Raw genomic sequence first — 25864 nt, forward strand, 5'->3', positions numbered from 1 at the left:
CCCCCGGCCCCGCCCAAGAGCGATCCGGCGCCGGCCAAGCCGCCGGTTGCCGAGGCCGTGAAAGCCGCAGGCGAAGCCGATTCCAACGGCCCGGCCAAGCCGAACTGAGGAGCGAACCATGCTTGCCGACAAGGATCGCATCTTCACCAACATCTACGGCTATGAAGACTTCGGTCTTCAGGGCGCGCTGAAGCGCGGCTCGTGGGACGGCACCAAGACCATTCTGGAAGCCGGCCGCGACTGGATCATCGACCAGATGAAGGCGTCCGGCCTTCGCGGGCGCGGCGGGGCGGGCTTCCCCACCGGCCTGAAATGGTCGTTCATGCCCAAGAACAATGACGGCCGTCCGCACTATCTGGTCGTCAACGCCGACGAATCTGAGCCCGGCACCTGCAAGGACCGCGAAATCCTGCGCCACGACCCGCACCATCTGGTCGAGGGCTGCCTGATCGCCGGCTTCGCCATGGGCGCGCATGCCGCCTACATCTATGTGCGCGGCGAGTTCATCCTGGAGCGCGAGCACCTGCAGGCGGCGGTCGACCAGGCCTATGAGGCCCGGCTGATCGGCAAGAACAATATCCATGGCTGGGACTTCGACATCATCGTCCACCATGGCGCCGGCGCCTATATCTGCGGCGAAGAGACCGCGCTGATCGAGAGCCTCGAAGGCAAGAAGGGCCAGCCGCGCCTCAAGCCCCCGTTCCCGGCCAATGTCGGCCTTTATGGCTGCCCGACCACCGTGAACAACGTCGAGTCGATCGCGGTTGCGCCGACCATTCTGCGCCGCGGCCCGGCGTGGTTCTCCGGCATCGGCCGCGCGAACAATGTGGGCACCAAGCTCTATGGCATCTCGGGCCATGTGAACACGCCCTGCGTCGTCGAAGAGGCGATGAGCATCCCGTTCAAGGAGCTGATCGAGAAGCATGGCGGCGGCATTCGCGGCGGCTGGGACAATCTCTTGGCGATCATCCCCGGCGGCGCGTCCTGCCCGGTGATCCCGGCCGACCAGTGTGCCGACCTGATCATGGATTTCGACGGCTGCCGCGCGGTGAAGTCCAGCTTCGGCACCGCCGGCGTGCTGGTGATGGACAAGTCCACCGACATCATCCGCGCCATCGCCCGCATCTCCTATTTCTTCCGGCATGAGAGCTGCGGCCAGTGCACGCCGTGCCGCGAGGGCACGGGCTGGATGTGGCGCGTGATGGACCGCATGGCGGAAGGGCGCGCGCAGAAGCGCGAGATCGACCTTCTGCTGCAGGTGACCACCCAGATCGAGGGCCACACCATCTGCGCGCTCGGCGACGCGGCGGCATGGCCCGTGCAGGGGCTGATCCGGCATTTCCGTCCCGAGATCGAAAAGCGGATCGACCAGTATTCGGCGAACCCGCATTCCGATCCCGTCCCCGTCGCGGCGGAGTGAGAGAACATCATGGCCAAGCTCATCGTCGACGACATCGAGGTCGAGGTTCCCGCCGAGTACACGCTGCTTCAGGCGTGCGAGGCGGCGGGCGCGGAAATCCCGCGTTTCTGCTTCCATGAGCGGCTGTCCATCGCCGGCAATTGCCGCATGTGTCTGGTCGAGGTGAAGGGCGGCCCGCCCAAGCCGCAGGCCAGTTGCGCCATGAGTGTGCGCGACCTGCGCCCCGGCCCGAATGGCGAGCCGCCGGTCGTGCTCACCAAGAGCCCGATGGTGAAGAAGGCCCGCGAAGGGGTGATGGAGTTCCTGCTCATCAACCACCCGCTGGACTGCCCGATCTGCGACCAGGGCGGCGAGTGCGACCTGCAGGACCAGGCCATGGCCTATGGCGTCGATACCTCGCGCTATGCGGAGAACAAGCGCGCGGTCGAGGACAAGTATATCGGCCCGCTGGTGAAGACCTCGATGACGCGCTGCATCCAGTGCACGCGCTGCGTCCGCTTCACCACCGAGGTGGCTGGCGTTTCCGAGCTCGGCGCCATCGGCCGCGGCGAGGACATGGAGATCACCACCTATCTTGAGGCGGCGCTGTCCTCCGAATTGCAGGGCAATGTGGTCGACCTGTGCCCGGTTGGCGCGCTCACCCAGCGCCCCTATGCCTATCACGCCCGTCCGTGGGAGCTGGTGAAGACCGAATCCATCGACGTGATGGACGCGGTTGGCTCCAACATCCGCGTCGACACGCGCGGCCGCGAGGTGATGCGCATCCTCCCGCGTCTCAATGAGGACGTGAACGAGGAGTGGATTTCCGACAAGACCCGCTACATCTGGGACGGGCTGAAGACCCAGCGCCTCGACCGCCCCTATGTGCGCGTCGGTGGCCGGCTGAAGGCCGCGTCCTGGCCGGAGGCCTTCGCGGCCATCGCCGCCAAGGTGAAGGGCGTTCCCGGCAATCGCATCGGCGGTCTGGTCGGCGACGTCGCTTCGGTGGAGGAGGCGTTCGCGCTCAAGCAGCTGCTGACCGCGCTCGGCTCGGCCAATATTGACTGCCGGCAGGACGGGGCCAAGCTCGACTCCGCGCTCGGCCGCGCCTCCTATTTGTTCAATGCCAGCATTGCCGGCATCGAGCAGGCCGACGCGCTGCTGATCGTCGGCTCCAACCCGCGCCTTGAGGCGAGCGTGCTCAATGCCCGCATCCGCAAGCGCTGGCTTCAGGGCAACTTCCCGATCGGCCTTGTCGGCGAGCCGGTCGACCTGACCTATGCTTACGATTATCTCGGCGCCGGTCCCGACACGCTGACCGACCTTGCCGGCAACGGCACCTTCGCGGAAACGCTGAAGAAGGCCGAGCGCCCGCTGATCCTGATCGGGCAGGGCGCCTTGTCGCGTCCCGACGGCGCGGCGGTGCTGGCGCTGGCCGCCCGTCTCGCGGTCTCGGTCGGCGCGGTGAAGGAAGGCTGGAACGGTTTCTCGGTGCTGCACACCGCGGCCTCGCGCGTCGGCGCGCTCGATATCGGCGCGGTGCCGGGCGAGGGCGGGATCGATGCGGTCGCGATGACCAATTCGGGCGGTGTCGACGTGCTGTTCGCGCTGGGCGCGGACGAGATCGACATCGCGCCGGGCGCCTTCGTGGTCTATCTCGGCACCCACGGCGATCGCGGCGCCCACCGCGCCGACGTCATCCTGCCGGGCGCGGCCTATACTGAGAAGTCGGGCACCTATGTGAACACGGAAGGCCGGGCGCAGATTGCCAACCGCGCCGCCTTCCCGCCCGGCGAGGCGCGCGAAGACTGGGCGGTGCTGCGCGCGCTGTCCGACGTGCTCGGCCAGCGCCTGCCGTTCGATAATCTCGGCCAGCTCCGCGCCGCGCTCTACGCCGCCCATCCGCACCTCGCTCGCATCGACCATGTGGCGCCGGCGGATGCGAGCGCTCTCGTGGCGCTGGCGGCCAGGGGCGACGTGGCCGATCGCGCGCCGTTCCGCGTGGCGGTGAGCCAGTTCTACCTGACCAATCCGATTGCACGCGCATCTGCCGTGATGGCCGAATGCTCCGCGCTCGCGTCCAGCCGCCTCGCGGCGGCGGCCGAGTGAGGGGAGGGGGAGCATGACCGAAACCACCTGGCTCGACACTCTCATCCACGTCGCGATCATCCTCGCCCAGAGCCTCGGGCTGCTGGTCGGTCTGCTGATCGTGGTCGCCTATGTGCTGCTGGCCGATCGCAAGATCTGGGCGGCGGTGCAGCTGCGCCGCGGCCCGAACGTGGTCGGCCCGTTCGGCCTGTTCCAGTCCTTCGCGGACCTGATCAAGTTCGTGCTCAAGGAGCCGGTGATTCCGGACGGCTCCAACAAGGGCGTGTTCCTGCTCGCCCCGTTCATCACCTGCCTTCTGGCGCTCTCCGCCTGGGCCGTGGTGCCGCTGGCCGATGGCTGGGTGGTCGCCGACATCAATGTCGGCGTGCTGTACATCTTCGCCATTTCCTCGCTCAGCATCTATGGCGTCATCATGGGTGGCTGGGCGTCCAACTCGAAGTACCCGTTCCTGTCGGCGTTGCGCGCGGCGGCGCAGATGGTGTCCTACGAGGTCTCGATCGGCTTTGTGATCGTCACCGTGCTGATGTGCGCGGGCTCGCTGAACCTCTCCGCGATCGTCGAGGCGCAGAACGGCCCCTACGGCATGTTCCAGTGGTACTGGCTGCCGCTGTTCCCGATGTTCGTCATCTTCTTCATCTCGGCGCTGGCCGAGACCAACCGGCCGCCCTTCGATCTCGGCGAAGCGGAGTCGGAGCTGGTGGCGGGCTTCATGGTGGAGTACGGCTCCACCCCGTACATGATGTTCATGCTCGGCGAATACGTGGCGATCATGACCATGTGCGCGCTGACCGCCATCCTGTTCATGGGCGGCTGGCTGCCGCCGTTCCCGATCGCGCCCTTCACCTGGGTGCCGGGCATCATCTGGTTCCTGATCAAGGTCCTCTTGGTGTTCTTCATGTTCGCCATGGTCAAGGCCATGGTCCCGCGCTACCGCTACGACCAGCTCATGCGCCTTGGCTGGAAGGTGTTCCTGCCGATCTCGCTGTTCATGGTGGTGCTGGTGGCTGCGGTGCTGCATTTTTCCGGCATGGCGCCGGGCGCCGGAAGCTGAGCGGAGGATGTCATGAGACTTGACCTTGCTGCGCGCTCACTGCTGCTGACGGAGTTCGTCTCCGCCTTCTTCCTGGCGATGCGCTACTTCTTCAAGCCGAAGGCGACACTGAACTATCCCTTCGAAAAGGGGCCGGTCAGCCCGCGCTTCCGCGGCGAGCATGCGCTGCGCCGCTACCCGAACGGCGAGGAACGCTGCATCGCCTGCAAGCTGTGCGAGGCGATCTGCCCGGCGCAGGCCATCACCATCGAGGCTGGCCCGCGCCGCAACGACGGCACCCGCCGCACCACGCGTTACGACATCGACATGGTGAAGTGCATCTATTGCGGCTTCTGTCAGGAAGCCTGCCCGGTGGACGCCATCGTCGAGGGTCCGAACTTCGAGTTCGCCACGGAAACCCGTGAGGAGCTCTATTACGACAAGGCCAAGCTGCTCGCGAATGGCGACCGCTGGGAACGCGAGATCGCCCGCAATATGGCGCTCGACGCGCCCTATCGCTGAGTGCCGGGGGGAATTTCAAGGTGAACGACGTGACGCGGAAAGCCGCAAAGGCACCCGGCGAAGGCACGGGACATATCGGGGAGAACCGGGCATGACCCTCGCCGCGCTGTTCTTCTACCTGTTCGCGGGCATCGCGGTCGCGTCGGCCTTCATGGTCATCGCCTCGCGCAATCCCGTGCATTCGGTGCTGTTCCTGATCCTCACCTTCGTGAACGCGTCGGGCCTGTTCATCCTGATCGGCGCCGAGTTCCTGGCGATGATCCTGATCGTCGTCTATGTCGGCGCGGTCGCGGTGCTATTCCTGTTCGTCGTGATGATGCTCGACGTCGACTTCGTGGAGCTGCGGCAGGGCTTCCTGCAGTACCTGCCGGTCGGCATGCTGATCGGCCTCGTCTTCCTCGCCGAATTGGTGCTGGTGCTCGGCTCCTGGACCTTCGGCGAGGGCGTGACCGGCGCGGTGATGACCGCAACCTCCGACGTCTCGAACACCGTCCAGATCGGCCGCGTGCTCTATACCGAGTATGTGCTGTTCTTCCAGATGGCGGGCCTGGTGCTGCTGGTGGCGATGATCGGCGCCATCGTGCTGACGCTGCGCCACCGCGAGAACGTGAAGCGCCAGAGCATCCCGGTGCAGAACGCGCGCAACAAGGCCGCGGCGATCGACATCGTCAAGGTGCCGTCGGGCAAGGGGCTGTGACCATGATCGGGCTTCCCCATTACCTCACCGTCGCGGCGATCCTGTTCACGCTGGGCACGCTGGGCATCTTCCTGAACCGGAAGAACGTGATCGTCATCCTCATGTCGGTCGAACTGATCCTGCTCGCCGTGAACATCAACTTCGTGGCGTTCTCGGTCTTCCTCGGCAACATCACCGGGCAGATCTTCGCCCTGTTCGTGCTGACGGTGGCCGCCGCCGAGGCGGCCATCGGCCTCGCGATCCTCGTGGTGTTCTACCGCAATCGCGGGTCGATCGCCGTCGAAGACATCAACACGATGAAGGGCTGAGGAACGTCATTCCATGTTTCAGGCGATCGTCTTCCTTCCCCTTATCGGCTTTCTGGTCGCCGGCTTCTTCGGCCGGGTGATCGGCGCGCGCGCCTCCGAGCTGGTGACCACCAGCCTGCTCGGCGTCTCGGCCGTGCTGGCCTGGATCACCTTCTTCAGCGTGGCGTTCGGCCATGGCGGCGGCACCGTTGAGCTGTTCACCTGGATGGCATCCGGCGGACTCGACGTGAAATGGGCGCTGCGCGTCGACACGCTGACCGCGGTGATGCTCATCCTCGTCACCACGGTCTCGACCCTCGTGCACCTCTATTCCATGGGGTACATGCACGAAGACCCGAGCCGTCCGCGCTTCTTCGCCTATCTGTCGCTGTTCACCTTCGCCATGTTGATGCTGGTGACGAGCGACAACCTCGTCCAGCTGTTCTTCGGCTGGGAAGGCGTGGGCCTCGCCTCCTACCTGCTGATCGGCTTCTGGTATGAGAAGCCGTCCGCCTGCGCTGCGGCGATGAAGGCGTTCATCGTCAACCGCGTCGGCGATTTCGGCTTCGCGCTCGGCATTTTCGCGGTCTACCTGATGACCGGCTCGGTCTCGTTCGAGCAGGTCTTCGCCGCCGCGCCGTCGCTGGCGGACAAGTCGCTGTCCTTCCTCGGCCATGAGTGGCACGCCCCGACCATCATCTGCCTGCTGCTGTTCGTCGGCGCCATGGGCAAGTCGGCCCAGCTCGGCCTGCACACCTGGCTCCCGGACGCGATGGAAGGCCCGACCCCGGTTTCGGCGCTCATTCACGCCGCGACCATGGTCACCGCTGGCGTGTTCATGGTGGCGCGCCTCTCGCCGCTGTTCGAGCTGTCCGAGACGGCGCTCAACGTGGTGATGTTCTTCGGCGCCTCGACCGCGATGTTCGCGGCGACGATCGGCTGCGTGCAGAACGACATCAAGCGCGTCATCGCCTACTCGACCTGCTCGCAGCTCGGCTACATGTTCACCGCGCTCGGCACCGGCGCCTATTCGGTCGGCGTGTTCCACCTGCTGACCCACGGCTTCTTCAAGGCGCTGCTGTTCCTTGCCGCCGGCTCTGTGATCCATGCCATGCACCATGAGCAGGACATGCGGCACATGGGCGGGCTGTGGCGGAGGATTCCGTTCACCTACGGCACCATGATGATCGGCGGCCTCGCGCTGACCGGCTTCCCCTTCACCGCCGGCTACTACTCGAAGGACGCGATCATCGAGACCGCCTTCGTGAGCCATTCGCCGGTGGCAACCTATGCCTGGATCATGACCGTTGCGGCGGCGGCGCTGACTGCGTTCTACACCTGGCGCCAGATGTTCATGACCTTCCACGGTCACCCGCACGACCACCATCACTACGAGCACGCGCATGAATCGCCGCTCACCATGCTGGTGCCGCTCGGCGTGCTGTCCATCGGCGCCCTGTTCGCGGGCATGATCCTCTACCCGTATTTCGTCGGGCATGACGTGGATCACTTCTTCCGCGAGGCGATCTTCATGGGTCCGGAGAACAAGATCCTTGAGGAAATCCACCACATCCCCGGCTGGGCGAAATGGGCGCCGACGGTGATGATGGCGGGCGGCTTCCTGGTCGCCTATTGGATGTACATCGTCAATCCGGCGGTGCCGAAGGCGCTCGCCAAGCAGAACGACGTTCTGTACCGCTTCCTGCTGAACAAGTGGTATTTCGACGAAATCTACGACTTCCTGTTCGTGCGGCCGACGCTTTGGCTGGGCAAGTTCCTCTGGAAGCAGGGCGATATCCGGGTGATCGACGGCTACGGCCCCAACGGGGTCTCGGCCCGGGTGATCGACGCTACCAACCGCGTGGTGCGCATCCAGACCGGCTATCTCTACCACTACGCGTTCGTGATGCTGGTCGGCGTCGCGGCCCTCATCACCTGGTTCATGTTCGGGGGCTCGCACTGAAATGTACGACTGGCCCATTCTTTCCGTCGTCACCTTCCTGCCCCTGGTTGGCGCGCTGCTGATCGTCGTGATGATCCGCGGCGATGACGAGGTGGCTCAGCGCAACACGCGCTGGGTCGCGCTCTGGGCGACGCTGGTCACCTTCCTGATCTCGCTGCTGCTGCTGTTCGGCTTCGAGCCCTCGGCGTCGGGCTTCCAGTTCGTCGAGCACACGCCCTGGCTCGGTGACTTCGCCGCCTACCGCATGGGCGTCGACGGCATTTCGCTGCCCTTCGTGCTGCTCACTACGCTGCTGATGCCGATGTGCATCTTGGCGAGCTGGGAGGCGATCCATGTGCGCGTCAAGGAGTACATGATCTGCTTCCTGGTGCTCGAAACGCTGATGATCGGCACCTTCTCGTCGCTGGACCTGCTGCTGTTCTACATCTTCTTCGAAGGCGGCCTGATCCCGATGTTCCTGATCATCGGCATCTGGGGCGGCAAGCGGCGCATCTACGCGACCTTCAAGTTCTTCCTCTACACGCTGGCCGGTTCGGTGCTGATGATGCTCGCCATCATGGCGATGTACTGGCAGGCGGGCACGACCGATATCGAGGTGCTGCTCAAGCACGGCTTCCCGTCCGGCATGCAGTACTGGCTATGGATAGCGTTCTTCGCCTCCTTCGCGGTGAAGATGCCGATGTGGCCGGTGCACACCTGGCTGCCGGACGCCCATGTCGAGGCGCCGACCGCCGGCTCGGTCATCCTGGCGGGCATCATGCTGAAGATGGGCGGTTACGGCCTGCTGCGCTTCAGCCTGCCGATGTTCCCGGAAGCCTCCGCCTATTTCGCGCCCTTTGTCTTCACGCTCTCGATCATCGCGATCATCTACACCTCCCTGGTCGCGCTGGTGCAGGAGGACATGAAGAAGCTGATCGCCTATTCGTCGGTGGCCCACATGGGCTACGTGACCATGGGCATCTTCACCCTGACCCAGGAAGGCATCCAGGGCGCGGTGTTCCAGATGGTCAGCCACGGCTTCGTTTCGGGTGCGCTGTTCTTGTGCGTGGGTGTGGTCTATGACCGGATGCATACCCGCGAGATCGCGGCCTATGGCGGCCTCGTCAACCGCATGCCGATCTACGCCACCGTGTTCATGGTGTTCACCATGGCCAATGTCGGCCTGCCGGGTACGTCGGGCTTCATCGGCGAGTTCCTGACGCTGATCGCGGTGTTCGGCCGCAATAGCTGGGTGGCGTTCTTCGCCACCACCGGCGTCATCCTCTCGGCGGCCTATGCGCTGTGGCTGTACCGCCGCGTCGTGTTCGGTGCGCTGGAGAAGGACAGCCTGAAGGGCATTCTCGACGTCAACCGCCGCGAGATGGCGTCCTTCGTCCCGCTGCTGTTCTTCACCATCCTGTTCGGCGTGTGGCCGCAGCCCATCCTCGATGCGTGCAACGTCGCCGTGCAGGCGATCGTCGCCCGCGCCGATGTCGCGGCCGGCGCCATCAAGGCCGCGAGCCTGGTGCTGCCGTGATCGTATACCTGACCCGCCGACACATGCATTTCGCGGAGCCCGCCCGATGACCCTCACTTTTGCCGCGCTCGGCCCCGCGCTGCCGGAACTGCTGCTTGCAGCGGCGGCGATCTTCCTCGTGCTGTTCGGCGCCATCGTCGGGCCGAAGTCGGTGGACACGGTGAACGGCCTCGCCCTCGCGGCGCTGTTCGCCGCGCTGGTGCTGGTGTTCCTCAGCCCTGCCGAAAAGGTGGTGCTGTTCGGCGGCAGCTTCCAGATCGACGAGTTCAGCCGCTTCATGAAGATCCTGGCGCTGCTCGGCGCCGGCGGCGCGCTGGCCATGTCGGTGGACTGGCTGAAGGCGGAGAAGCAGAGCCGCTTCGAGTTCGCGATCCTCGTGCTGCTGTCCACCCTGGGCATGATGGTGCTGATCTCGGCAGGCGACCTGCTGGCGCTCTATATGGGTCTCGAACTGATGAGCCTGGCGCTCTACGTGATCGCGGCCAACAACCGCGATTCCGTGCGCTCCACCGAAGCCGGCCTGAAGTATTTCGTGCTCGGCGCGCTGTCCTCGGGCATGCTGCTCTACGGCGCCTCGCTGATCTATGGCTTCACTGGCTCGATCAATTTCGAGAGGATCGCGGACGCGGCGCGCGAGCCCTCGCTCGGCTTGATCTTCGGCATCGTCTTCATGTTCGCCGGCATGTGCTTCAAGGTGTCGGCCGTGCCGTTCCACATGTGGACGCCCGACGTGTATGAAGGATCGCCGACCCCGGTCACGGCCTTCTTCGGCGCGGCGCCGAAGGTGGCGGCCATGGCGGTGTTCGTGCGCTTCGCCATCGAGGCGCTGCCCAACGTCACCCACCAGTGGCAGCAGATCGTCGTCTTCGTCTCGCTGGCTTCCATGGTGCTCGGCGCCTTCGCCGCCATCGGCCAGCGCAACCTCAAGCGCCTCATGGCCTATTCCTCGATCGGCCACATGGGCTATGCGCTGGTCGGCCTCGCTGCCGGCACCGAGCAGGGCGTGCGCGGCGTGCTGATCTATATGGCGGTCTATGTCGCCATGACGCTCGGCACCTTCGCGGTGATCCTCTCCATGCGCCGCAAGGACGGCATGGTCGAGAATTACGAGGACCTCGCCGGCCTTGCCCGCACCAACCCGGTGATGGCGTTCATGCTGGCGGCGCTGATGTTCTCGCTGGCCGGCATCCCGCCGCTCGCGGGCTTCCTCGCCAAGTACTACGTCTTCCTCGCCGCGATCGAGGCGGGACTTTACACGCTGGCCGTGGTCGGCGTGCTGGCGAGCGTGGTGGGTGCGTACTACTACCTGCGCATCGTCAAGGTGATGTATTTCGACGAGCCGGCCGGTGCCTTCGTGCCGATGCCCGGCGAGCTGCGCGCGGTGCTGGCGGTTGCCGGCCTGTTCATCGTGCTGCTCTTCGCCTATCCGGCGCCGCTGCTGGCGGCGGCCGGCGTCGCGGCGAAAGCCCTGTTCTGAGGATGGCGGCGGCGCCGAGCCCCGTCGTCCGCTTCGAGGCCGTCGGTTCCACCAATGTCGAGGCGCTGGCCCGCGCGAGCGGTCCGGCGCCTTGCTGGTTCGTGGCCGGGCGCCAGACCAGCGGGCGCGGCCGGCGCGGCCGCCCGTGGACCTCGGAGCCCGGCAATCTCTACGCCACGCTGCTGCTGGTCGACGCCGCGCCGCTCGCCCGCCAGCCCGAGCTGTGTTTCGTGGCGGCGCTGGCGCTCCACGACGCGGTGCGCGCGGTGACCGGCATCGACCCGCTGCGCATCGCGCTGAAATGGCCGAACGACGTGCTGATCGACGGCGGCAAGCTCGCCGGCATCCTGCTGGAGGGCACGCTGCTGCCCGACGGGCGCGGCGCCACCGTGATCGGCTTCGGCGTCAACTGCGCCCATAACCCCCCCGATACGCCCTACAAGACCGTCAACCTCGCCAGCGCCGGCTTCCCGACTGCGCCGGACGCGCTGCTGACGGCACTGGACGCGGCGATGCTGGAGCGGCTGGCGCAATGGGCGCGTGGCGTGGGGTTCGCCGAGATACGGGACGCGTGGCTGCGCCGCGCGTCGGGGATCGGGCGCCCGGTGATGGTGCGGTTGGGTGAACGCGAGACCTCCGGCGTGTTCGAGGCGCTCGACGTCTCAGGGGCCATGCTGCTGCGCCGAAGCGACGGCGCGCGCGAAATCATCAATGCCGGCGATGTTTTTCCGGCGCCGGGCGGCTGATCGGTGCCGTTTGGATTGCATCCAGCGGCAAAAGGCGTCAGGGCAGGGTGAGAGCGGAGTTGATCGGCCGTCACGGGGCGATCATGCTCGCGCAAGGAAATGTAAGAGGGTCCCGCCGGTCATCGGACGATCACGTCCGGGGAGCGGGATTCGGGTTTGAAAGGCTGTTGAGTGAGCAAGATGCCGGATGAACTGGTCTTCGTCGCGCTGGGCGGCGTGGGCGAGATAGGCATGAATCTGGGGCTGTACGGCTTCGGCCCCAAGAACCGGCGCAAATGGCTCGCGGTCGATCTCGGCATCTCCTTCGCCGGGCCGGACCTGCCGGGCATCGACATTGTGATGCCCGACGTCGCCTTTCTGGAGCGAGAGCGCGGCAATCTGGTCGGCCTGGTGCTCACCCACGGCCATGAGGATCATGTCGGCGCGCTGGTCGATCTGTGGCCGCTGCTTGCCTGCCCGGTCTACACCACGCCCTTCACGGCAGCGCTGGCGGAAGCGCGGCGGCTGAATGAGCCGGGGGCGCCGAAGATCCCGTTCCATGTCGTGCCCTCGGGCGGGCGGGTCCAGATCGGCCCGTTCGAGGTCGAGTTCGTGCCGGTTGCGCATTCGATTCCCGACAGCCACGCGCTTGCGCTGCGCACCCCGCTCGGTCTGTTCGTGCACACCGGCGACTGGAAGATCGACCCGACTCCGGTGGTCGGCAACGTCACCGATCCGGCCCGCTTCACCGCGCTCGGCGACGAGGGCGTGCGGGCGGTGATCTGCGATTCGACCAACGCCATTCGTGACGGCATCTCCCCCTCCGAGCTCGACGTGCAGGCGGTGCTGGGCGAACTGATCGTCAAGGCGCCGTATCGCGTGGCGGTGACGACGTTCGCCTCCAACGTGGCGCGCATCCGCTCGGTGGCCGAGGCCGCGATCAAGGCGGGGCGCGAGGTGGTGCTGGTCGGCCGCGCCATGGAGCGGGTGATCGGCGTCGCCCGCGAGCAGGGGCTGCTCACCGGGCTGCCCGCCTTCCGCTCGGTGGACGCCTATGGCTTCCTGCCGCGCGACAAGGTGGTGGCGATCCTCACCGGCAGCCAGGGCGAGCCGCGCGCGGCGCTGGCCCGCATCGCCGATGACGACCACCCGGAAATCGCGCTCTCCGCCGGCGATCATGTGATCTTCTCCTCGCGCACGATTCCCGGCAATGAGCGGGCGGTGAACCGCATCATCAACGCGCTGGTGCTGGACGGCGTGAAGGTGATCACCGACCGCGATGCGCTGGTCCATGTCTCCGGCCATCCCCGTCGCGGCGAGCTGGAGCAGATGTACCAGTGGCTGCGCCCGCAGGTCGCCGTTCCGGTCCATGGCGAGCCGCTGCATCTGGCCGAACATGCCGAGCTTGCCCGCCGCATGGGCGCGAAGGAAGTCGTCCGCATCGTCGATGGCGACGTGGTGCGCCTTGCCGGCGGCGATGTGGCGCGCGGGGCGGAGGTTGCCGAGCGCATCAGCGTCGGCAAGCTCTACAAGGACGGGCAGGTGCTCACCCCCGCCGCCGATCCGGCCGTGGCTGAGCGCCGGCGCCTGTCTTTTGCCGGGCTGATCTCCATCGCCGTCGCCATGACGCCCAAGGGCGAGGTGGTCGGTGATCCGATGATCGACCTGTCCGGCCTGCCGCAGCTCGGCCTCGGCGGACGGCCGATCGACGAGGTGGTCGAAGACGCGGTGCTGGATTGCCTGGACAACCTGCCGAAGCCCCGTCGCCGCGATCCTGATCAGGTGGCGGAATCGCTGAGCCGCGCGGTGCGCGGTTCGGTGAACGGCGTGTGGGGCAAGAAGCCGCTCTGTCATGTGCTGGTAATCACGGTATGAAGGGCGCCTTGAAGTAGGGAGCCTGTCATGATCGGTCGCCTCAACCATGTCGCCATCGCGGTGCCGGACCTCGCCCGCGCCACCGCGCTCTACCGCGACACGCTCGGCGCCACGGTCTCAGAGCCGGTCGATCAGCCCGAGCATGGCGTGACCACCGTGTTCATCGAGCTGCCCAACACCAAGATCGAGCTGCTGGGCGCGCTAGGGGAGGGGTCTCCCATCGTCAAGTTCCTTGAGCGCAACGCCGATGGCGGCATCCATCATATCTGCTACGAGGTCGCCGATATCCTCGCCGCGCGCGACCAGCTCACGGCGGGGGGGGCGCGGGTGCTGGGCACTGGCGAGCCGCGCATCGGCGCCCATGGCAAGCCGGTGCTGTTCCTGCACCCCAAGGACCTTCTGGGCACGCTGGTCGAGCTGGAACAGGCGTGAGGCCGGAAATCTGAGGCCGGATCATGGGCATCACCACCTATATCGCCATCTATTTCATCGTCTGGTGGACGGTGATCTTCGCCGTGCTGCCGTTTGGTGTGCGCTCCCAGCATGAGGACGGCGCGGTCGAGGACGGCACAGAGCCGGGCGCCCCGCAGCGGCCGCTGCTGCTGCGCAAGGTTCTGGCGACGACCGTGATCGCCGCGGTGATCGTCGGGCTGTTCTACTGGTCGGTCGAGACCGGACGACTGACGCTCGACATGTTCCCGATTCCGGTCAAGATGTATTGAGATACCGTCTAGCGGCAAAAAAAGAGGCGGGACCGTGGTCCCGCCTGCTCTTCTTTAAATTTCCGCCCGCAACCCGATTCCGTGCCGTTTCGGCATCTGCCGGGGGGCTTTCTTAGTCGTCATTCCTCCCGAGACCTGGACCTGTCATCGCGCTTATAGCAGCGTCTGGCGGACCCTCTTTCAGAGGCGGGCAACATAAGCCAAGAGTCGCACGCTTGTCATCCTTGCGCCGCAATAGATCGATTGTGCATTGCGATATCTCAACTGGGCCCGATTTTTGTCGCGATCCCGCTGACTTAACGTAACAGCCGTTCTGCCGGGCCTTCGAGGGCTTGTAATTTCCCGACCGATCCGGTTTCACTCGGATCATCCCTGCCGCGCGCGCCCGCCGGCCGAATCGTGAGTCCCGTTGATGCGCCTCTCCCGCTATTTCCTTCCCATCCTCCGCGAAGTTCCGAAGGAAGCGGAAATCGTCTCGCACCGGCTGATGCTGCGCGCCGGGATGATCCGGCAGGAGAGCGCGGGCATCTATGCCTGGCTGCCGCTGGGCAAGCGCGTGCTCGACAAGATCTGCAACGTGGTGCGCGAGGAGCAGAACCGGGCGGGGGCCATCGAGATCCTGATGCCGACCATCCAGTCGGCCGATCTGTGGCGCGAGAGCGGGCGCTATGACGACTACGGCAAGGAAATGCTCCGCATCAAGGATCGCCACGAACGCGACATGCTGTTCGGGCCGACCAATGAGGAGATGCTGACCGAGATCGTTCGCGCTTATGTGAAGTCCTACAAGGACCTGCCGCTGAACCTCTACCATATCCAGTGGAAGTTCCGTGACGAGGTGCGCCCCCGCTTCGGCGTGATGCGTTCGCGCGAGTTCCTGATGAAGGACGCCTATTCGATCGACCTCGATTTCGAGAGCGCGGTCACCGCCTATAACCGCATGTTCGTCGCCTATCTGCGCACCTTCGCCCGGCTCGGGCTGAAGGCGATTCCGATGGTGGCGGATACCGGGCCGATCGGCGGCAATCACAGCCACGAATTCATCATCCTTGCCTCCACCGGCGAGAGCGAGGTGTTCTGCCACGCCGACTATCTCAACATGGCCACCCCCGGCGCCGACGTCGATTTCGACGATCCGAAGGCGTTGCAAACCATCGTCGACGGCTGGACCAGCCTGTATGCCGCGACCGAGGAGAAGCACGACCGCGAGGCGTTCGAGGCGGTGCCGCAGGGCAGCCAGCTTTCCGCGCGTGGCATCGAGGTCGGCCACATCTTCTATTTCGGTACCAAGTACTCCGAGCCGATGGGCGCCAAGGTCACCGGGCCGGACGGCGTGGAGCGCCCCGTGCACATGGGCTCCTACGGCATCGGCCCCTCGCGCCTCGCTGCCGCGATCATCGAGGCCTCGCATGACGAGAACGGCATCATCTGGCCGGAGGCGATCGCGCCGTTCCGTGTCGGGCTGCTGAACCTCAAGGTCGGCGACGCCGCGACCGACGCCGCCTGCGAGACCATCTATGCCGAGCTGGTCGCCCGCAATGTCGACGTACTTTACGACGATACCGACGAGCGGCCCGGCTCCAAATTCGCCACCGCCGACCTGATCGGCCTGCCCTGGCAGATCATCGTCGGCCCGAAGGGGCTGGCGAACGGGACGGTGGAATTGAAGCGCCGCGCCGACGGTCATCGCGAGACGCTGCCGATCGCGGCGGCGCTCGCCCAGATTCTTGAATGAACGCCCGGAGCGGCGGAGAACGCATGGCAGCAAAGAGCGCATCCGGCGCCAGCACGGACAAGCCCCGCGCCAAGGCGGCGAAAGCCGCCGCCCCGCGCGAGGCCAGCGGCACCCGGCCGTTCAGCCCTTATGAGTGGATGCTCTCGCTGCGCTATCTAAGGGCGCGCCGCAAGGAAGGCTTCATCTCGGTCATCGCCGGCTTCTCCTTCCTCGGCATCATGCTCGGCGTGGCGACGCTGATCATCGTCATGGCGGTGATGAACGGCTTCCGCACCGAGCTCCTGTCCAAGATTCTCGGCCTCAACGGCCATATGCTGATCCAGCCGCTCGACGGCCCGCTCACCGATTACGAGGCGGTCGCCCAGCGGATCGCGGGCGTACCCGGCGTGAAGATGGCGGTGCCGCTGATCGAGGGGCAGGCGCTGGCCTCCTCGCCGTTCAATGCGGGCGGCGTGCTGGTGCGCGGCATCTCGGAGAAGGACCTGCGCGCACTGCCCTCGATCGGCAGCAATATCCGGTCAGGCACGCTGGAGAATTTCGACAGCGGGGAGGGTGTTGCCATCGGCAAGCGCCTCGCCGACCAGCTTTCGCTCCAGGCCGGCGACAACATCACCCTCGTCGCGCCGCGCGGCGCGGTGACGCCGATGGGCACCACCCCGCGTATCAAGAACTACCGGATCGCGGCGGTGTTCGAGATCGGCATGTCGGAATATGACAGCGCCTTCGTGTTCATGCCGCTGCCCGAGGCGCAGGCCTATTTCAACAAGGACGGCGACGTCACCGCCATCGAGGTCTACACCGATGATGCCGACGCCATGGACCGCTTCCGCCCGCTGATCCACGCGGCGGCGGAGCGGCCGATCTACATCGTCGACTGGCGCCAGCGCAACGCCACCTTCTTCAACGCGCTCCAGGTGGAGCGCAACGTGATGTTTCTCATCCTCACGCTGATCGTGCTGGTGGCGGCGTTCAACATCGTTTCCGGCCTCAACATGCTGGTGAAGGACAAGGGCCGCGACATCGGCATTCTGCGCACCATGGGCGCCACGCGCGGGGCGATCATGCGCATCTTCCTCGTCACCGGCGCCGCCATCGGCGTGGTCGGCACCTTCGCCGGCTTCCTGCTCGGGCTGGTGGTGTGCCTGAATGTCGAGGAAATCCGCCAGTTCATCTCCTGGCTCACCGCCACCGAGCTGTTCTCGCCCGAGCTCTACTACCTCTCGCGCCTGCCGGCCGAGATGAATGCCGGCGAGACCGCGACCGTGGTCATCATGGCGCTGGTGCTCTCCTTCCTCGCCCCGCTCTACCCGTCCTGGCGCGCCGCGCGCCTCGATCCGGTGGAAGCGCTCCGTTACGAATAGGATCGTTGCCCGTGTCTTCAGCCGCACTCCGACTGCAAGGCGTCGAGCGTCGCTATCCGCAGGGCGACGCCACGCTCGACATCCTGCGCGGCGCGGATTTCGAGGTGCTGGAAGGCCAGTCGGTCGCGCTGGTCGCGCCGTCCGGCACCGGCAAGTCGACGCTCCTCCACATCGCCGGGCTGCTGGAGCATCAGGACGCCGGCGAGGTATTCATCGCCGGCAAGCCGACGGCGGGCCTGGGCGATGCCGAGCGCACCCGCATCCGCCGCACCGATGTCGGCTTCGTCTACCAGTTCCATCACCTGCTGCCCGAGTTCTCCGCGCTGGAGAACGTGATGCTGCCGCAGATGATCCGCGGCCTGCACAAGCGTGAGGCCGCCAAGCGCGCGACCGAGCTGCTCAGCTATCTCGGCCTCGCCAAGCGGCTGGACCATCGTCCCGGCGAGCTCTCCGGCGGCGAGCAGCAGCGCGTCGCCATCGCCCGCGCCGTCGCCAATGCGCCGCGCGTGCTGCTGGCGGACGAGCCGACCGGCAATCTCGACCCGCACACCGCCGACCATGTGTTCGGTGCGCTGTCGCAACTGGTCGAGGCGACCGGACTGGCGGCGGTGATCGCCACCCACAATCTCGACCTCGCCTACCGCATGCACCGCCGCGTGACGCTTCAGGGCGGCCATGTGATCGAGCTGGAGTAGCGCGACGGCGTTAGCGTGTTGGCAACCATAGTCAAGAACGAAAGAAGAACATTCGTTGACCGCTGGGGATTGCGGGCATAGTGTTCTCCATATGTTCCATGGAGGTCACGATGATCCGCATCTTTCTCGAAGAAGCTGCCGCGCTCGCGTCCATCGGCCTGTTCATCGCGATGATCGGCACCTGGGCCGGCGTGTTCACCGGGGTCTGAGGATAACGGGCACGGAGCGCTGTCCGCGATGGACGCGGCCGGCACCCGTGTCCACCATCGACGACAAGTGAGTCGCGGGAGAACGAAATGGCCGAAGCTGGTCCCGGATATGTCCATCTTCACGTCCATTCCTCGTTCTCGCTGCTGGAAGGGGCGCTCTCCATCGCCAGGCTCGCGGAGCTGGCGAAGAAGGACCATCAGCCGGCGCTGGCGCTGACCGATACCGGCAATCTGTTCGGCGCGCTGGAATTCTCCGAGAAGCTCGCCGGCTCGGGCATCCAGCCGATTCTCGGCTGCTCGCTCGCCATCGATTTCGCCGACCAGTCGGGGCGCGGCGGGCTGAACGTCCAGCGCCCGCGCCTCGTACTCCTCGCCGCCAACGAGAAGGGCTGGGCCAACCTCATCGAGCTGGTCTCGCGCTCCTTCCTCGACACCGCGTCCGACGGCGCCCCACACATCAAGGCAGAGTGGCTGCAGGGATTCAGCGACGGTCTCATCGCGCTCACCGGCGGCCCCGGCGGGCCGATCGACCGCGCGCTCGCCGCCGGCAGCGCCGATGTGGCCGAGCAGCGGCTCGCCGTGCTGATGGGTCTGTTCGGCGATCGCCTCTATGTCGAGCTCCAGCGCCACGGCACCGCCGAGGAGCGCGGCGTCGAGGGCGGCCTTCTGGACCTCGCCTATCGCCTCGAACTTCCCATCGTCGCCGCCAACGAGCCGTTCTTCGCTACACAGGAAGACTATGAGGCGCATGACGCGCTGATCTGCATCGCCGAGGGCAAGCTGGTAGCGGAGGACAATCGCCGTCAGCTCACCCCCGAGCACCGCTTCCGCACCCGCGCCGAGATGGCGGCGCTGTTCGCCGATCTGCCGGAGGCGCTGGCAAACACGGTCGAGATCGCCCGGCGCTGCGCCTATCGTCCGCGCACGGTGAAGCCGATCCTACCGCGCTTCACCTTCGACCGCGACGAGGCCGAGGAATTGCGCGTGCAGGCGGAGGAGGGGCTGGCGGCGCGCCTCGCCGTCCACGGCCCGGCGGCGGGCCTCACCGTGAAGGACTATGAGGACCGGCTCGCCTTCGAGCTGTCGATCATCGAGAAGATGAAGTTCCCCGGCTACTTCCTCATCGTGTCGGACTTCATCAAATGGGCGAAGGCTCAGGGCATCCCCGTGGGCCCGGGCCGCGGCTCGGGCGCCGGTTCGCTGGTGGCCTATTCGCTGACCATCACCGACCTCGACCCGCTGCGCTTCGGCCTGCTGTTCGAGCGCTTCCTCAACCCCGAACGCGTCTCGATGCCCGACTTCGACATCGACTTCTGCCAGGAACGGCGCGATGAGGTGATCCGCTATGTGCAGCAGCGTTATGGCCGCGATCAGGTGGCGCAGATCATTACTTTCGGTACGCTGCAGGCACGCGGCGTGCTGCGCGACGTCGGCCGCGTGCTGGAAATGCCCTATGGCCAGGTCGACAAGCTGTGCAAGCTGGTGCCGCAGAACCCGGCCAACCCGATCTCGCTGAAACAGGCCATTGGCGACGAGCCGAAGCTCCAGGCCGAGAGCGAGGCGAACCCGGTGGTGAAGCGGGCCTTCGACATCGCCACCCGCCTCGAAGGGCTGAACCGCCACGCCTCGACCCATGCCGCCGGCATCGTGATCGGCGACCGGCCGCTCGCGAAGCTAGTCCCGCTGTACCGAGACCCGCGCTCCGACATGCCGGTCACGCAGTACAACATGAAGTGGGTGGAGCAGGCCGGGCTGGTGAAGTTCGACTTCCTCGGCCTGAAAACGCTCACCGTGCTGCAGACTGCCGTGCGCCTCATCGCGCAGCGCGGCATCAAGGTTGATCTCTCCACCATCCCGCTCGACGACGCGAAATCCTACGCCATGCTGACCCGCGGCGAGACGGTCGGCGTGTTCCAGGTGGAAAGCGCGGGCATGCGCCGGGCGCTGGTCGACATGAAGCCGGATCGGCTGGAGGACATCATCGCGCTGGTCGCGCTCTACCGGCCGGGCCCGATGGCCAATATCCCGGTCTATTGCGCGGTGAAGAACGGGCAGGAGCAGGCCGCCTATGCCCATCCCGCGCTGGAGGGCAGCCTCAAGGAGACCTACGGCGTCATCATCTATCAGGAACAGGTGATGCAGATCGCGCAGACGCTCTCGGGCTATTCGCTCGGCGAAGCGGACTTGCTGCGGCGCGCGATGGGCAAGAAGATCCGCGCCGAGATGGACAAGCAGCGCGAGCGCTTCGTCGACGGCGCGATCGAGCGCGGCGTGCCCAAGGCCAAGGCGTCGGAAATCTTCGATCTGCTGGCGAAGTTCGCCGATTACGGCTTCAACAAGAGCCACGCCGCCGCCTATGCGCTGGTGTCCTACCAGACCGCCTATCTCAAGGCGAATTACCCCACCGAGTTCCTCGCCGCCTCGATGACGCTCGACATGGGCAACACCGACAAGCTCGCCGAATTCCGTCAGGACGCGCAGCGGCTCGGCATCGAGGTGGTGCCGCCCTCGGTGAACCATTCCGGCCGCGAATTTGCGGTGAAGGAGGGTCGCATCCTCTATGCGCTCGCCGCGATCAAGGGCGTCGGCGTGCAGGCGGTCGACGCCATCGTCGAGGCGCGCGGCGACAAGCCGTTCAAGGATCTCGCCGACTTCGCCTCCCGCATCAACGCCAAGGCGCTGAACAAGCGCACCATGGAAAGCTTGGTCAATGCCGGCGCCTTCGACGCGCTGGAGCCGAACCGCGCCCGCGCAGTCGCGGCGATCGAGGGGGTGCTCGGCCATGCCGCGGCGGCGGGCGCGGAAGCCGCGCTCGGGCAGGGCAACATGTTCGGTGGCCCTTCCACGGCGGCGAGCCTGCGGATTCCCAATGTCGAGGCGTGGCTGCCGGCGGAGAAGCTGCAAAAGGAATACGACGCCATCGGCTTCTTTCTCACCGGCCACCCGCTGGATGAGTACGGCAAGGCACTGGAGCGCTTCCGCGTGCAGCGCTGGATGGATTTCCAGCGCTCGGTGCGCGCCGGCCACGGCTTTGGCCGCCTTGCCGCCACCGTGGTGAGCAAGCAGGAGCGGCGCACCAAGACTGGCAACAAGATGGGCATTGTCGGCCTGTCCGACCCGTCCGGCCAGTTCGAGGCGGTGCTGTTCTCCGAGACCCTGAACCAGTTCCGCGACCTCCTGGAGCCCGGCCGGGCGCTGCTGCTTCACGTCGCCGCCGAATTGCAGGGCGAGGACGTGCGCGCGCGCATTCAGAACTGCGAGCCGCTCGACGAGGCCGCCGCCAAGATGCAGAAGGGCCTGCGCATTTTCCTGCGCTCGCCCGATCCGCTGGAGAGCGTCGCCTCCCGCCTCGGTTCGCTGGCCGGCGGGCGGGGTGATGGCGAGGTGGCCTTCGTGCTGCTCCTGGGCGAGAGCGGGGCGACCGAGGTCGAGGTCAAGCTCCCCGGCCGCTTCAGCCTTTCCCCCCAGATCGCCGGCGCCATCAAGGCGGTGCCCGGCGTGGTGGCGGTCGAGGCGCATTGAGGAGGGCGGCCGATACCCGCCCGGCCGGTCTTATTCTCACGCGATGGACAAACTCGCCCGCGTGGGGGGGCGCGTGGCGTGAGCGGCGCGCTCCGGCGGCTTCTTCTCCCTCCTGACTTGCGCCAAACAGCCTCCTCGCGTATATGCCGCGCCATCCCGCACGCGGATTCGCGCCCGGGCTCGTTGTTCTTTGGGATCAGCGGGCCGTCTGGTCGCTCCGGTGCCGTAAGCCGAAATCCCTCGGCACGGCTAATCCGCGGAGGCCAACCGGAAGAGAAACGACATGGCACTTCCCGATTACACCATGCGCCAGCTGCTTGAAGCCGGCGTCCACTTCGGTCACCAGTCGCACCGCTGGAACCCGAAGATGGCCCCCTTCATCTTCGGCACCCGCAACAACATCCACATTATCGACCTGGCCCAGACCGTGCCGGCGCTGCACCGCGCCCTGCAGGCGGTGTCCGACACCGTGGCCCGTGGCGGCCGCGTGCTGTTCGTCGGCACCAAGCGCCAGGCGGCCGATGCCGTGGCCGATGCCGCCAAGCGCTCCGCCCAGTATTACGTGAACTCCCGCTGGCTCGGCGGCATGCTCACCAACTGGAAGACCATCTCGCACTCCATCGCCCGCCTGAAGAAGCTCGAAGAGCTGCTCGGCGCCGGCGAGGGCGTGGGCTACACCAAGAAGGAGCGCCTGACGCTCCAGCGCGAGAAGGAGAAGCTGGATCGCGCTCTCGGCGGCATCCGCGACATGGGCGGCATTCCCGACCTGCTGTTCGTGATCGACACCAACAAGGAAGACCTCGCCGTCGCCGAAGCGCGCCGCCTTGGCATTCCGGTGGCCGCGATCCTCGACACCAACTGCGATCCCGACGGCATCGCCTTCCCGGTTCCGGGCAATGACGACGCCGGCCGCGCGATCAACCTCTATTGCGACCTGATCGCCCGCGCCGCGATCGACGGCATCGGTCGCGCCCAGGGCGACCTCGGCATCGATGTCGGCGCTTCGGAAGTGCCGATGGTCGAGGACCTGCCGGCTGAGGCCGCGTGGTCGAGCTTCGAGCCGCTGTCGGGCCCGCGCGGCATCGCCGACGACCTGAAGAAGCTCACCGGCGTGTCGCCGGCGATCGAGAAGAAGCTGACCGATCTCGGCATCTTCCACTATTCGCAGATCGCCGCGCTCGACGCCGTCGACGCCCACCGCATCGGCGAAGAAGTCGGCCTGCCGGGTCGCGTGGATGGCTGGATTGCCCAGGCCAAGGAGCTGACCGCCGAGGTCGAGTGATCGCGGCGTCGGTTCCGGCGGGCGCATGACGCGCACGCCATTTGTGAATGCACGGCCGGCCCGGAACCCTCCGGCCGGCCGTGTCGTCGAAGGACGGGTCGTTCGGTGACGCGTCGATGACATATGAAATCGTGTGAGGACAAAGAACATGGCCAACATCACCGCTGCCCTGGTGAAGGAGCTGCGCGACAAGACCGGCGCCGGCATGATGGACTGCAAGGCCGCGCTCGGCGAGGTTGACGGCGACGTCGAGGCCGCCATCGATTGGCTGCGCAAGAAGGGTCTCGCCAAGGCTGCCAAGAAGGCCGGCCGCGTCGCCGCCGAAGGCCTGATCGGCATTGCCGTCGCCGGCACCAAGGGCGTTCTCGTCGAGGTGAACTCCGAGACCGACTTCGTGGCGCGCAACGAGCAGTTCCAGGATCTGGTGCGCAATGTCGCCAAGGTGGCGCTGACGGCCGATACCGATGTCGAGGCGATCAAGGCCGCGGCCTATCCCGCCGGCGGCACCGTCGCCGACGCGATCTCCTCGGCTATCGCCACCATTGGCGAGAACATGAACCTGCGCCGCGCCGCCAAGCTCGAAGTGTCGGCCGGCGCCATCGGCTCCTATGTCCACGGTTCGGTGGGCGAGGGGCTCGGCAAGATCGGCGTGCTGGTCGCGCTGGAATCGACCGGCAAGGCCGATGAGCTGGCCGCCCTCGGCCGCCAGATCGCCATGCATGTCGCCGCCGCCAACCCGCAGGCGCTGGACGCCGCCGGCGTCGACGCCGACGTCATCGCCCGCGAGCGCGGCGTGCTGGCCGAGAAGGCCGCGGCCTCCGGCAAGCCGGCCAACGTGGTCGAGAAGATCGTCGAGAGCGGCCTGAAGACCTTCTTCAAGGAAGTGACGCTGGTCGAGCAGGCCTTCATCCACGATCCCTCCAAGACCGTCGCGCAGGCGGTCAAGGAGAGCGAGGGCAAGGTCGGCGCGCCGATCAAGATCGCCGGCTTCGTGCGCTTCGGCCTTGGCGAGGGCGTCGAGAAGCAGGAGAGCGACTTCGCCGCCGAAGTCGCCGCGGCTGCTGGCGTCTGAGCCTGAAGCAATGCGTTGATAAGAGCACGCCGGGGGCTGCGAAGCCGCCGGCGTGCTTTATTGTGTCGGCAATCTGCGAGTCGCGAATTCATTCTTTGATGTCATTTGAGGTTCCTCATGTCGACGCTGCCTGAGCCCGGCACCTGCGCCTATGCGCGCGTGCTGGTCAAAGTTTCCGGTGAGGCGCTCATGGGCAGCGAGGCGTTCGGCCTCCACTGGCCGACCATCGAGGGCATCGCCGCCGATCTGGTCGAGGCCCGGCGCACCGGCGCTGAGGTCGCGGTCGTCGTGGGCGGCGGCAACATCCTGCGCGGCGCCAGCGTCGCGGGGCAGGGGCTCGACCGCGCCACCGCCGACCATATGGGCATGCTGGCGACGGTGATGAACGCCCTCGCGCTGGAAAAGGCGATCGAGCATGCCGGCAGCCCGGCACGTACGCTGTCCGCTATTCCCATGCCGACCATCTGCGAGCCCTATGCCCGCCAGACCGCCGCCCGCCATTTGTCGCGCGGGCGTATCGTGCTGCTGGCCGGCGGCACCGGCAATCCGTACTTCACCACCGACACCGGCGCGGTGCTGCGCGCGGCGGAGCTGGAATGCAACGCGGTGCTGAAGGCGACCAATGTCGACGGCGTGTACACCGCCGATCCGAAGACCAACCCGTCCGCCACCCGCTATGATCGCCTGACCCATGACGACGCGCTCGCCAAGGACCTGAAGGTGATGGACGCCGCCGCTTTCGCGCTGGCCCGTGAGGCCAAGCTGCCGATCGTGGTGTTCTCGATCCGCGAGCCCGGCGCCATCGCCGCCGCCATTTGCGGGGAGGGGCGGTCGACCACTGTCGCCCCGTGATAGCTGTCGTTCTTTGTCTGTATTTGATTAAGTCATTGCGTCCTGCTTGCCTCGGCGGCCGATCCATTCGATATAGCCGCGTTTGAATGACGGAGCCTGGAGCGCCGTTGCGGGGAGCGTATGCTTCCGGCACCGCGGTCAGGGGAATGAAACGAGGTCCGCTATGAGCACTGGTCCCATCGATATCGCCGATCTGAAGCGTCGCATGCAGGGTGCCATTGGCGTCCTCAAGCAGGAGCTGAGCGGCCTGCGCACCGGGCGCGCCTCGGCGAGCCTGCTGGAGCCGATCCAGGTCGACGCCTATGGCAGCCACATGCCGCTGAGCCAGGTCGCCTCGGTCAACGTGCCCGAGCCGCGCCTGCTCTCGGTGCAGGTGTGGGATCGTGGCATGGTCTCCGCCGTCGAGAAGGCGATCCGCGAGTCCAATCTCGGGCTCAATCCGCAGACCGAGGGCCAGGTGCTCCGCGTGCGCATTCCCGAGCTGACCCAGGATCGTCGTCAGGAACTGGTCAAGGTCGCGCACAAATATGCCGAGGCCGCGCGCGTCTCGGTGCGCCATGTGCGTCGCGACGGGCTGGACACGCTGAAGAAGGCGGAGAAGGACGGCGACGTCAGCAAGGACGATCTCGATCGTCTCGCCGATCAGGTCCAGAAGGCGACGGATCAGTCGATCGGCGAAGTCGACCAGATCGTGGCGTCGAAGGAAAAGGAAATTCTGGCAGTATAGCCAAGCGCTGACGCGCGCAGAGGGGGCTCTCCGTGAAGATCGCGAATATCGAGTTGCCTGCAAGCACCTCGACCCGGGCGGAGACGC

The 25864-nt window shown here is 66.3% G+C and carries 21 protein-coding genes; all 21 read left to right on the forward strand.

Annotation, left to right across the window (positions count from 1 at the left end):
• The first annotated feature begins 118 nt into the window (after positions 1-118).
• The 21 genes from nuoF (at position 119) to frr (ending at position 25777) form a co-directional block, all read left to right on the forward strand.
• A complete protein-coding gene (gene nuoF / locus VRZ77_RS16290; RefSeq protein ID WP_414593661.1) occupies positions 119-1420 on the forward strand; it encodes an NADH-quinone oxidoreductase subunit NuoF in 1302 nt (433 codons plus the stop codon).
• A gap of 9 nt (positions 1421-1429) precedes the next feature.
• Positions 1430-3508 (forward strand): NADH-quinone oxidoreductase subunit NuoG, encoded by a 2079-nt coding sequence (gene nuoG / locus VRZ77_RS16295; protein ID WP_414593662.1) that lies wholly within the window; start codon positions 1430-1432, stop codon positions 3506-3508.
• A gap of 13 nt (positions 3509-3521) precedes the next feature.
• Positions 3522-4559: an NADH-quinone oxidoreductase subunit NuoH gene (gene nuoH, locus VRZ77_RS16300; RefSeq protein ID WP_414593663.1), complete on the forward strand. Its 1038-nt coding sequence runs from the start codon at positions 3522-3524 to the stop codon at positions 4557-4559.
• 12 nt (positions 4560-4571) lie between these two features.
• On the forward strand, positions 4572-5060 hold the full coding sequence (gene nuoI / locus VRZ77_RS16305; RefSeq protein ID WP_241618882.1) for an NADH-quinone oxidoreductase subunit NuoI: 489 nt from the start codon (positions 4572-4574) through the stop codon (positions 5058-5060).
• 91 nt (positions 5061-5151) lie between these two features.
• Complete coding sequence (locus tag VRZ77_RS16310) at positions 5152-5757, forward strand: NADH-quinone oxidoreductase subunit J (protein WP_414593664.1); 606 nt, start codon at positions 5152-5154, stop codon at positions 5755-5757.
• A gap of 2 nt (positions 5758-5759) precedes the next feature.
• On the forward strand, positions 5760-6065 hold the full coding sequence (gene nuoK, locus VRZ77_RS16315) for an NADH-quinone oxidoreductase subunit NuoK (protein WP_241618878.1): 306 nt from the start codon (positions 5760-5762) through the stop codon (positions 6063-6065).
• A 13-nt stretch (positions 6066-6078) separates the two neighbouring features.
• The gene (gene nuoL / locus VRZ77_RS16320) at positions 6079-8007 is read left to right on the forward strand and encodes an NADH-quinone oxidoreductase subunit L (RefSeq protein WP_414593665.1); all 1929 of its coding nucleotides are present in this window, start codon (positions 6079-6081) and stop codon (positions 8005-8007) included.
• Position 8008: 1 nt separating this feature from the next.
• Complete coding sequence (locus VRZ77_RS16325; RefSeq protein WP_414593666.1) at positions 8009-9523, forward strand: NADH-quinone oxidoreductase subunit M; 1515 nt, start codon at positions 8009-8011, stop codon at positions 9521-9523.
• Positions 9524-9569: 46 nt separating this feature from the next.
• The gene (nuoN, locus tag VRZ77_RS16330; RefSeq protein ID WP_414593667.1) at positions 9570-11000 is read left to right on the forward strand and encodes an NADH-quinone oxidoreductase subunit NuoN; all 1431 of its coding nucleotides are present in this window, start codon (positions 9570-9572) and stop codon (positions 10998-11000) included.
• A gap of 2 nt (positions 11001-11002) precedes the next feature.
• Positions 11003-11746 carry a biotin--[acetyl-CoA-carboxylase] ligase gene (locus VRZ77_RS16335; protein ID WP_414593668.1) on the forward strand — a complete coding sequence of 248 codons (744 nt, stop codon included), beginning with the start codon at positions 11003-11005 and terminating at the stop codon, positions 11744-11746.
• A gap of 180 nt (positions 11747-11926) precedes the next feature.
• Positions 11927-13600, forward strand: a complete 1674-nt coding sequence (locus VRZ77_RS16340) for a ribonuclease J (RefSeq protein WP_414593714.1) — start codon at positions 11927-11929, stop codon at positions 13598-13600.
• 27 nt (positions 13601-13627) lie between these two features.
• Complete coding sequence (gene mce / locus VRZ77_RS16345; protein ID WP_414593669.1) at positions 13628-14032, forward strand: methylmalonyl-CoA epimerase; 405 nt, start codon at positions 13628-13630, stop codon at positions 14030-14032.
• 23 nt (positions 14033-14055) lie between these two features.
• On the forward strand, positions 14056-14322 hold the full coding sequence (locus tag VRZ77_RS16350; protein ID WP_414593670.1) for a DUF1467 family protein: 267 nt from the start codon (positions 14056-14058) through the stop codon (positions 14320-14322).
• A gap of 412 nt (positions 14323-14734) precedes the next feature.
• Positions 14735-16057 carry a proline--tRNA ligase gene (gene proS / locus VRZ77_RS16355; protein WP_414593671.1) on the forward strand — a complete coding sequence of 441 codons (1323 nt, stop codon included), beginning with the start codon at positions 14735-14737 and terminating at the stop codon, positions 16055-16057.
• A 137-nt stretch (positions 16058-16194) separates the two neighbouring features.
• Positions 16195-17418 (forward strand): lipoprotein-releasing ABC transporter permease subunit, encoded by a 1224-nt coding sequence (locus VRZ77_RS16360; RefSeq protein ID WP_414593715.1) that lies wholly within the window; start codon positions 16195-16197, stop codon positions 17416-17418.
• Positions 17415-18113 carry an ABC transporter ATP-binding protein gene (locus VRZ77_RS16365; RefSeq protein WP_414593716.1) on the forward strand — a complete coding sequence of 233 codons (699 nt, stop codon included), beginning with the start codon at positions 17415-17417 and terminating at the stop codon, positions 18111-18113. Before VRZ77_RS16360 ends, VRZ77_RS16365 begins: the two co-directional genes overlap by 4 nt.
• A 296-nt stretch (positions 18114-18409) precedes the next feature.
• Entirely contained in the window at positions 18410-21844 is a 3435-nt protein-coding gene (dnaE, locus tag VRZ77_RS16370; RefSeq protein WP_414593672.1) for a DNA polymerase III subunit alpha, read from the forward strand.
• 283 nt (positions 21845-22127) lie between these two features.
• Complete coding sequence (locus VRZ77_RS16375) at positions 22128-23126, forward strand: 30S ribosomal protein S2 (protein WP_414593673.1); 999 nt, start codon at positions 22128-22130, stop codon at positions 23124-23126.
• A 148-nt stretch (positions 23127-23274) separates the two neighbouring features.
• Positions 23275-24198, forward strand: coding sequence for a translation elongation factor Ts (gene tsf / locus VRZ77_RS16380; RefSeq protein WP_414593674.1), 924 nt, complete (start codon positions 23275-23277; stop codon positions 24196-24198).
• 117 nt (positions 24199-24315) lie between these two features.
• On the forward strand, positions 24316-25050 hold the full coding sequence (gene pyrH, locus VRZ77_RS16385) for a UMP kinase (protein WP_241618853.1): 735 nt from the start codon (positions 24316-24318) through the stop codon (positions 25048-25050).
• A gap of 163 nt (positions 25051-25213) precedes the next feature.
• On the forward strand, positions 25214-25777 hold the full coding sequence (frr, locus tag VRZ77_RS16390; RefSeq protein WP_414593675.1) for a ribosome recycling factor: 564 nt from the start codon (positions 25214-25216) through the stop codon (positions 25775-25777).
• Positions 25778-25864: the final 87 nt, after the last annotated feature.

The organism is Ancylobacter sp. G4_0304 (genome assembly GCF_047501495.1).
In the GTDB taxonomy this organism is placed as follows: Bacteria; Pseudomonadota; Alphaproteobacteria; order Rhizobiales; family Xanthobacteraceae; genus Ancylobacter.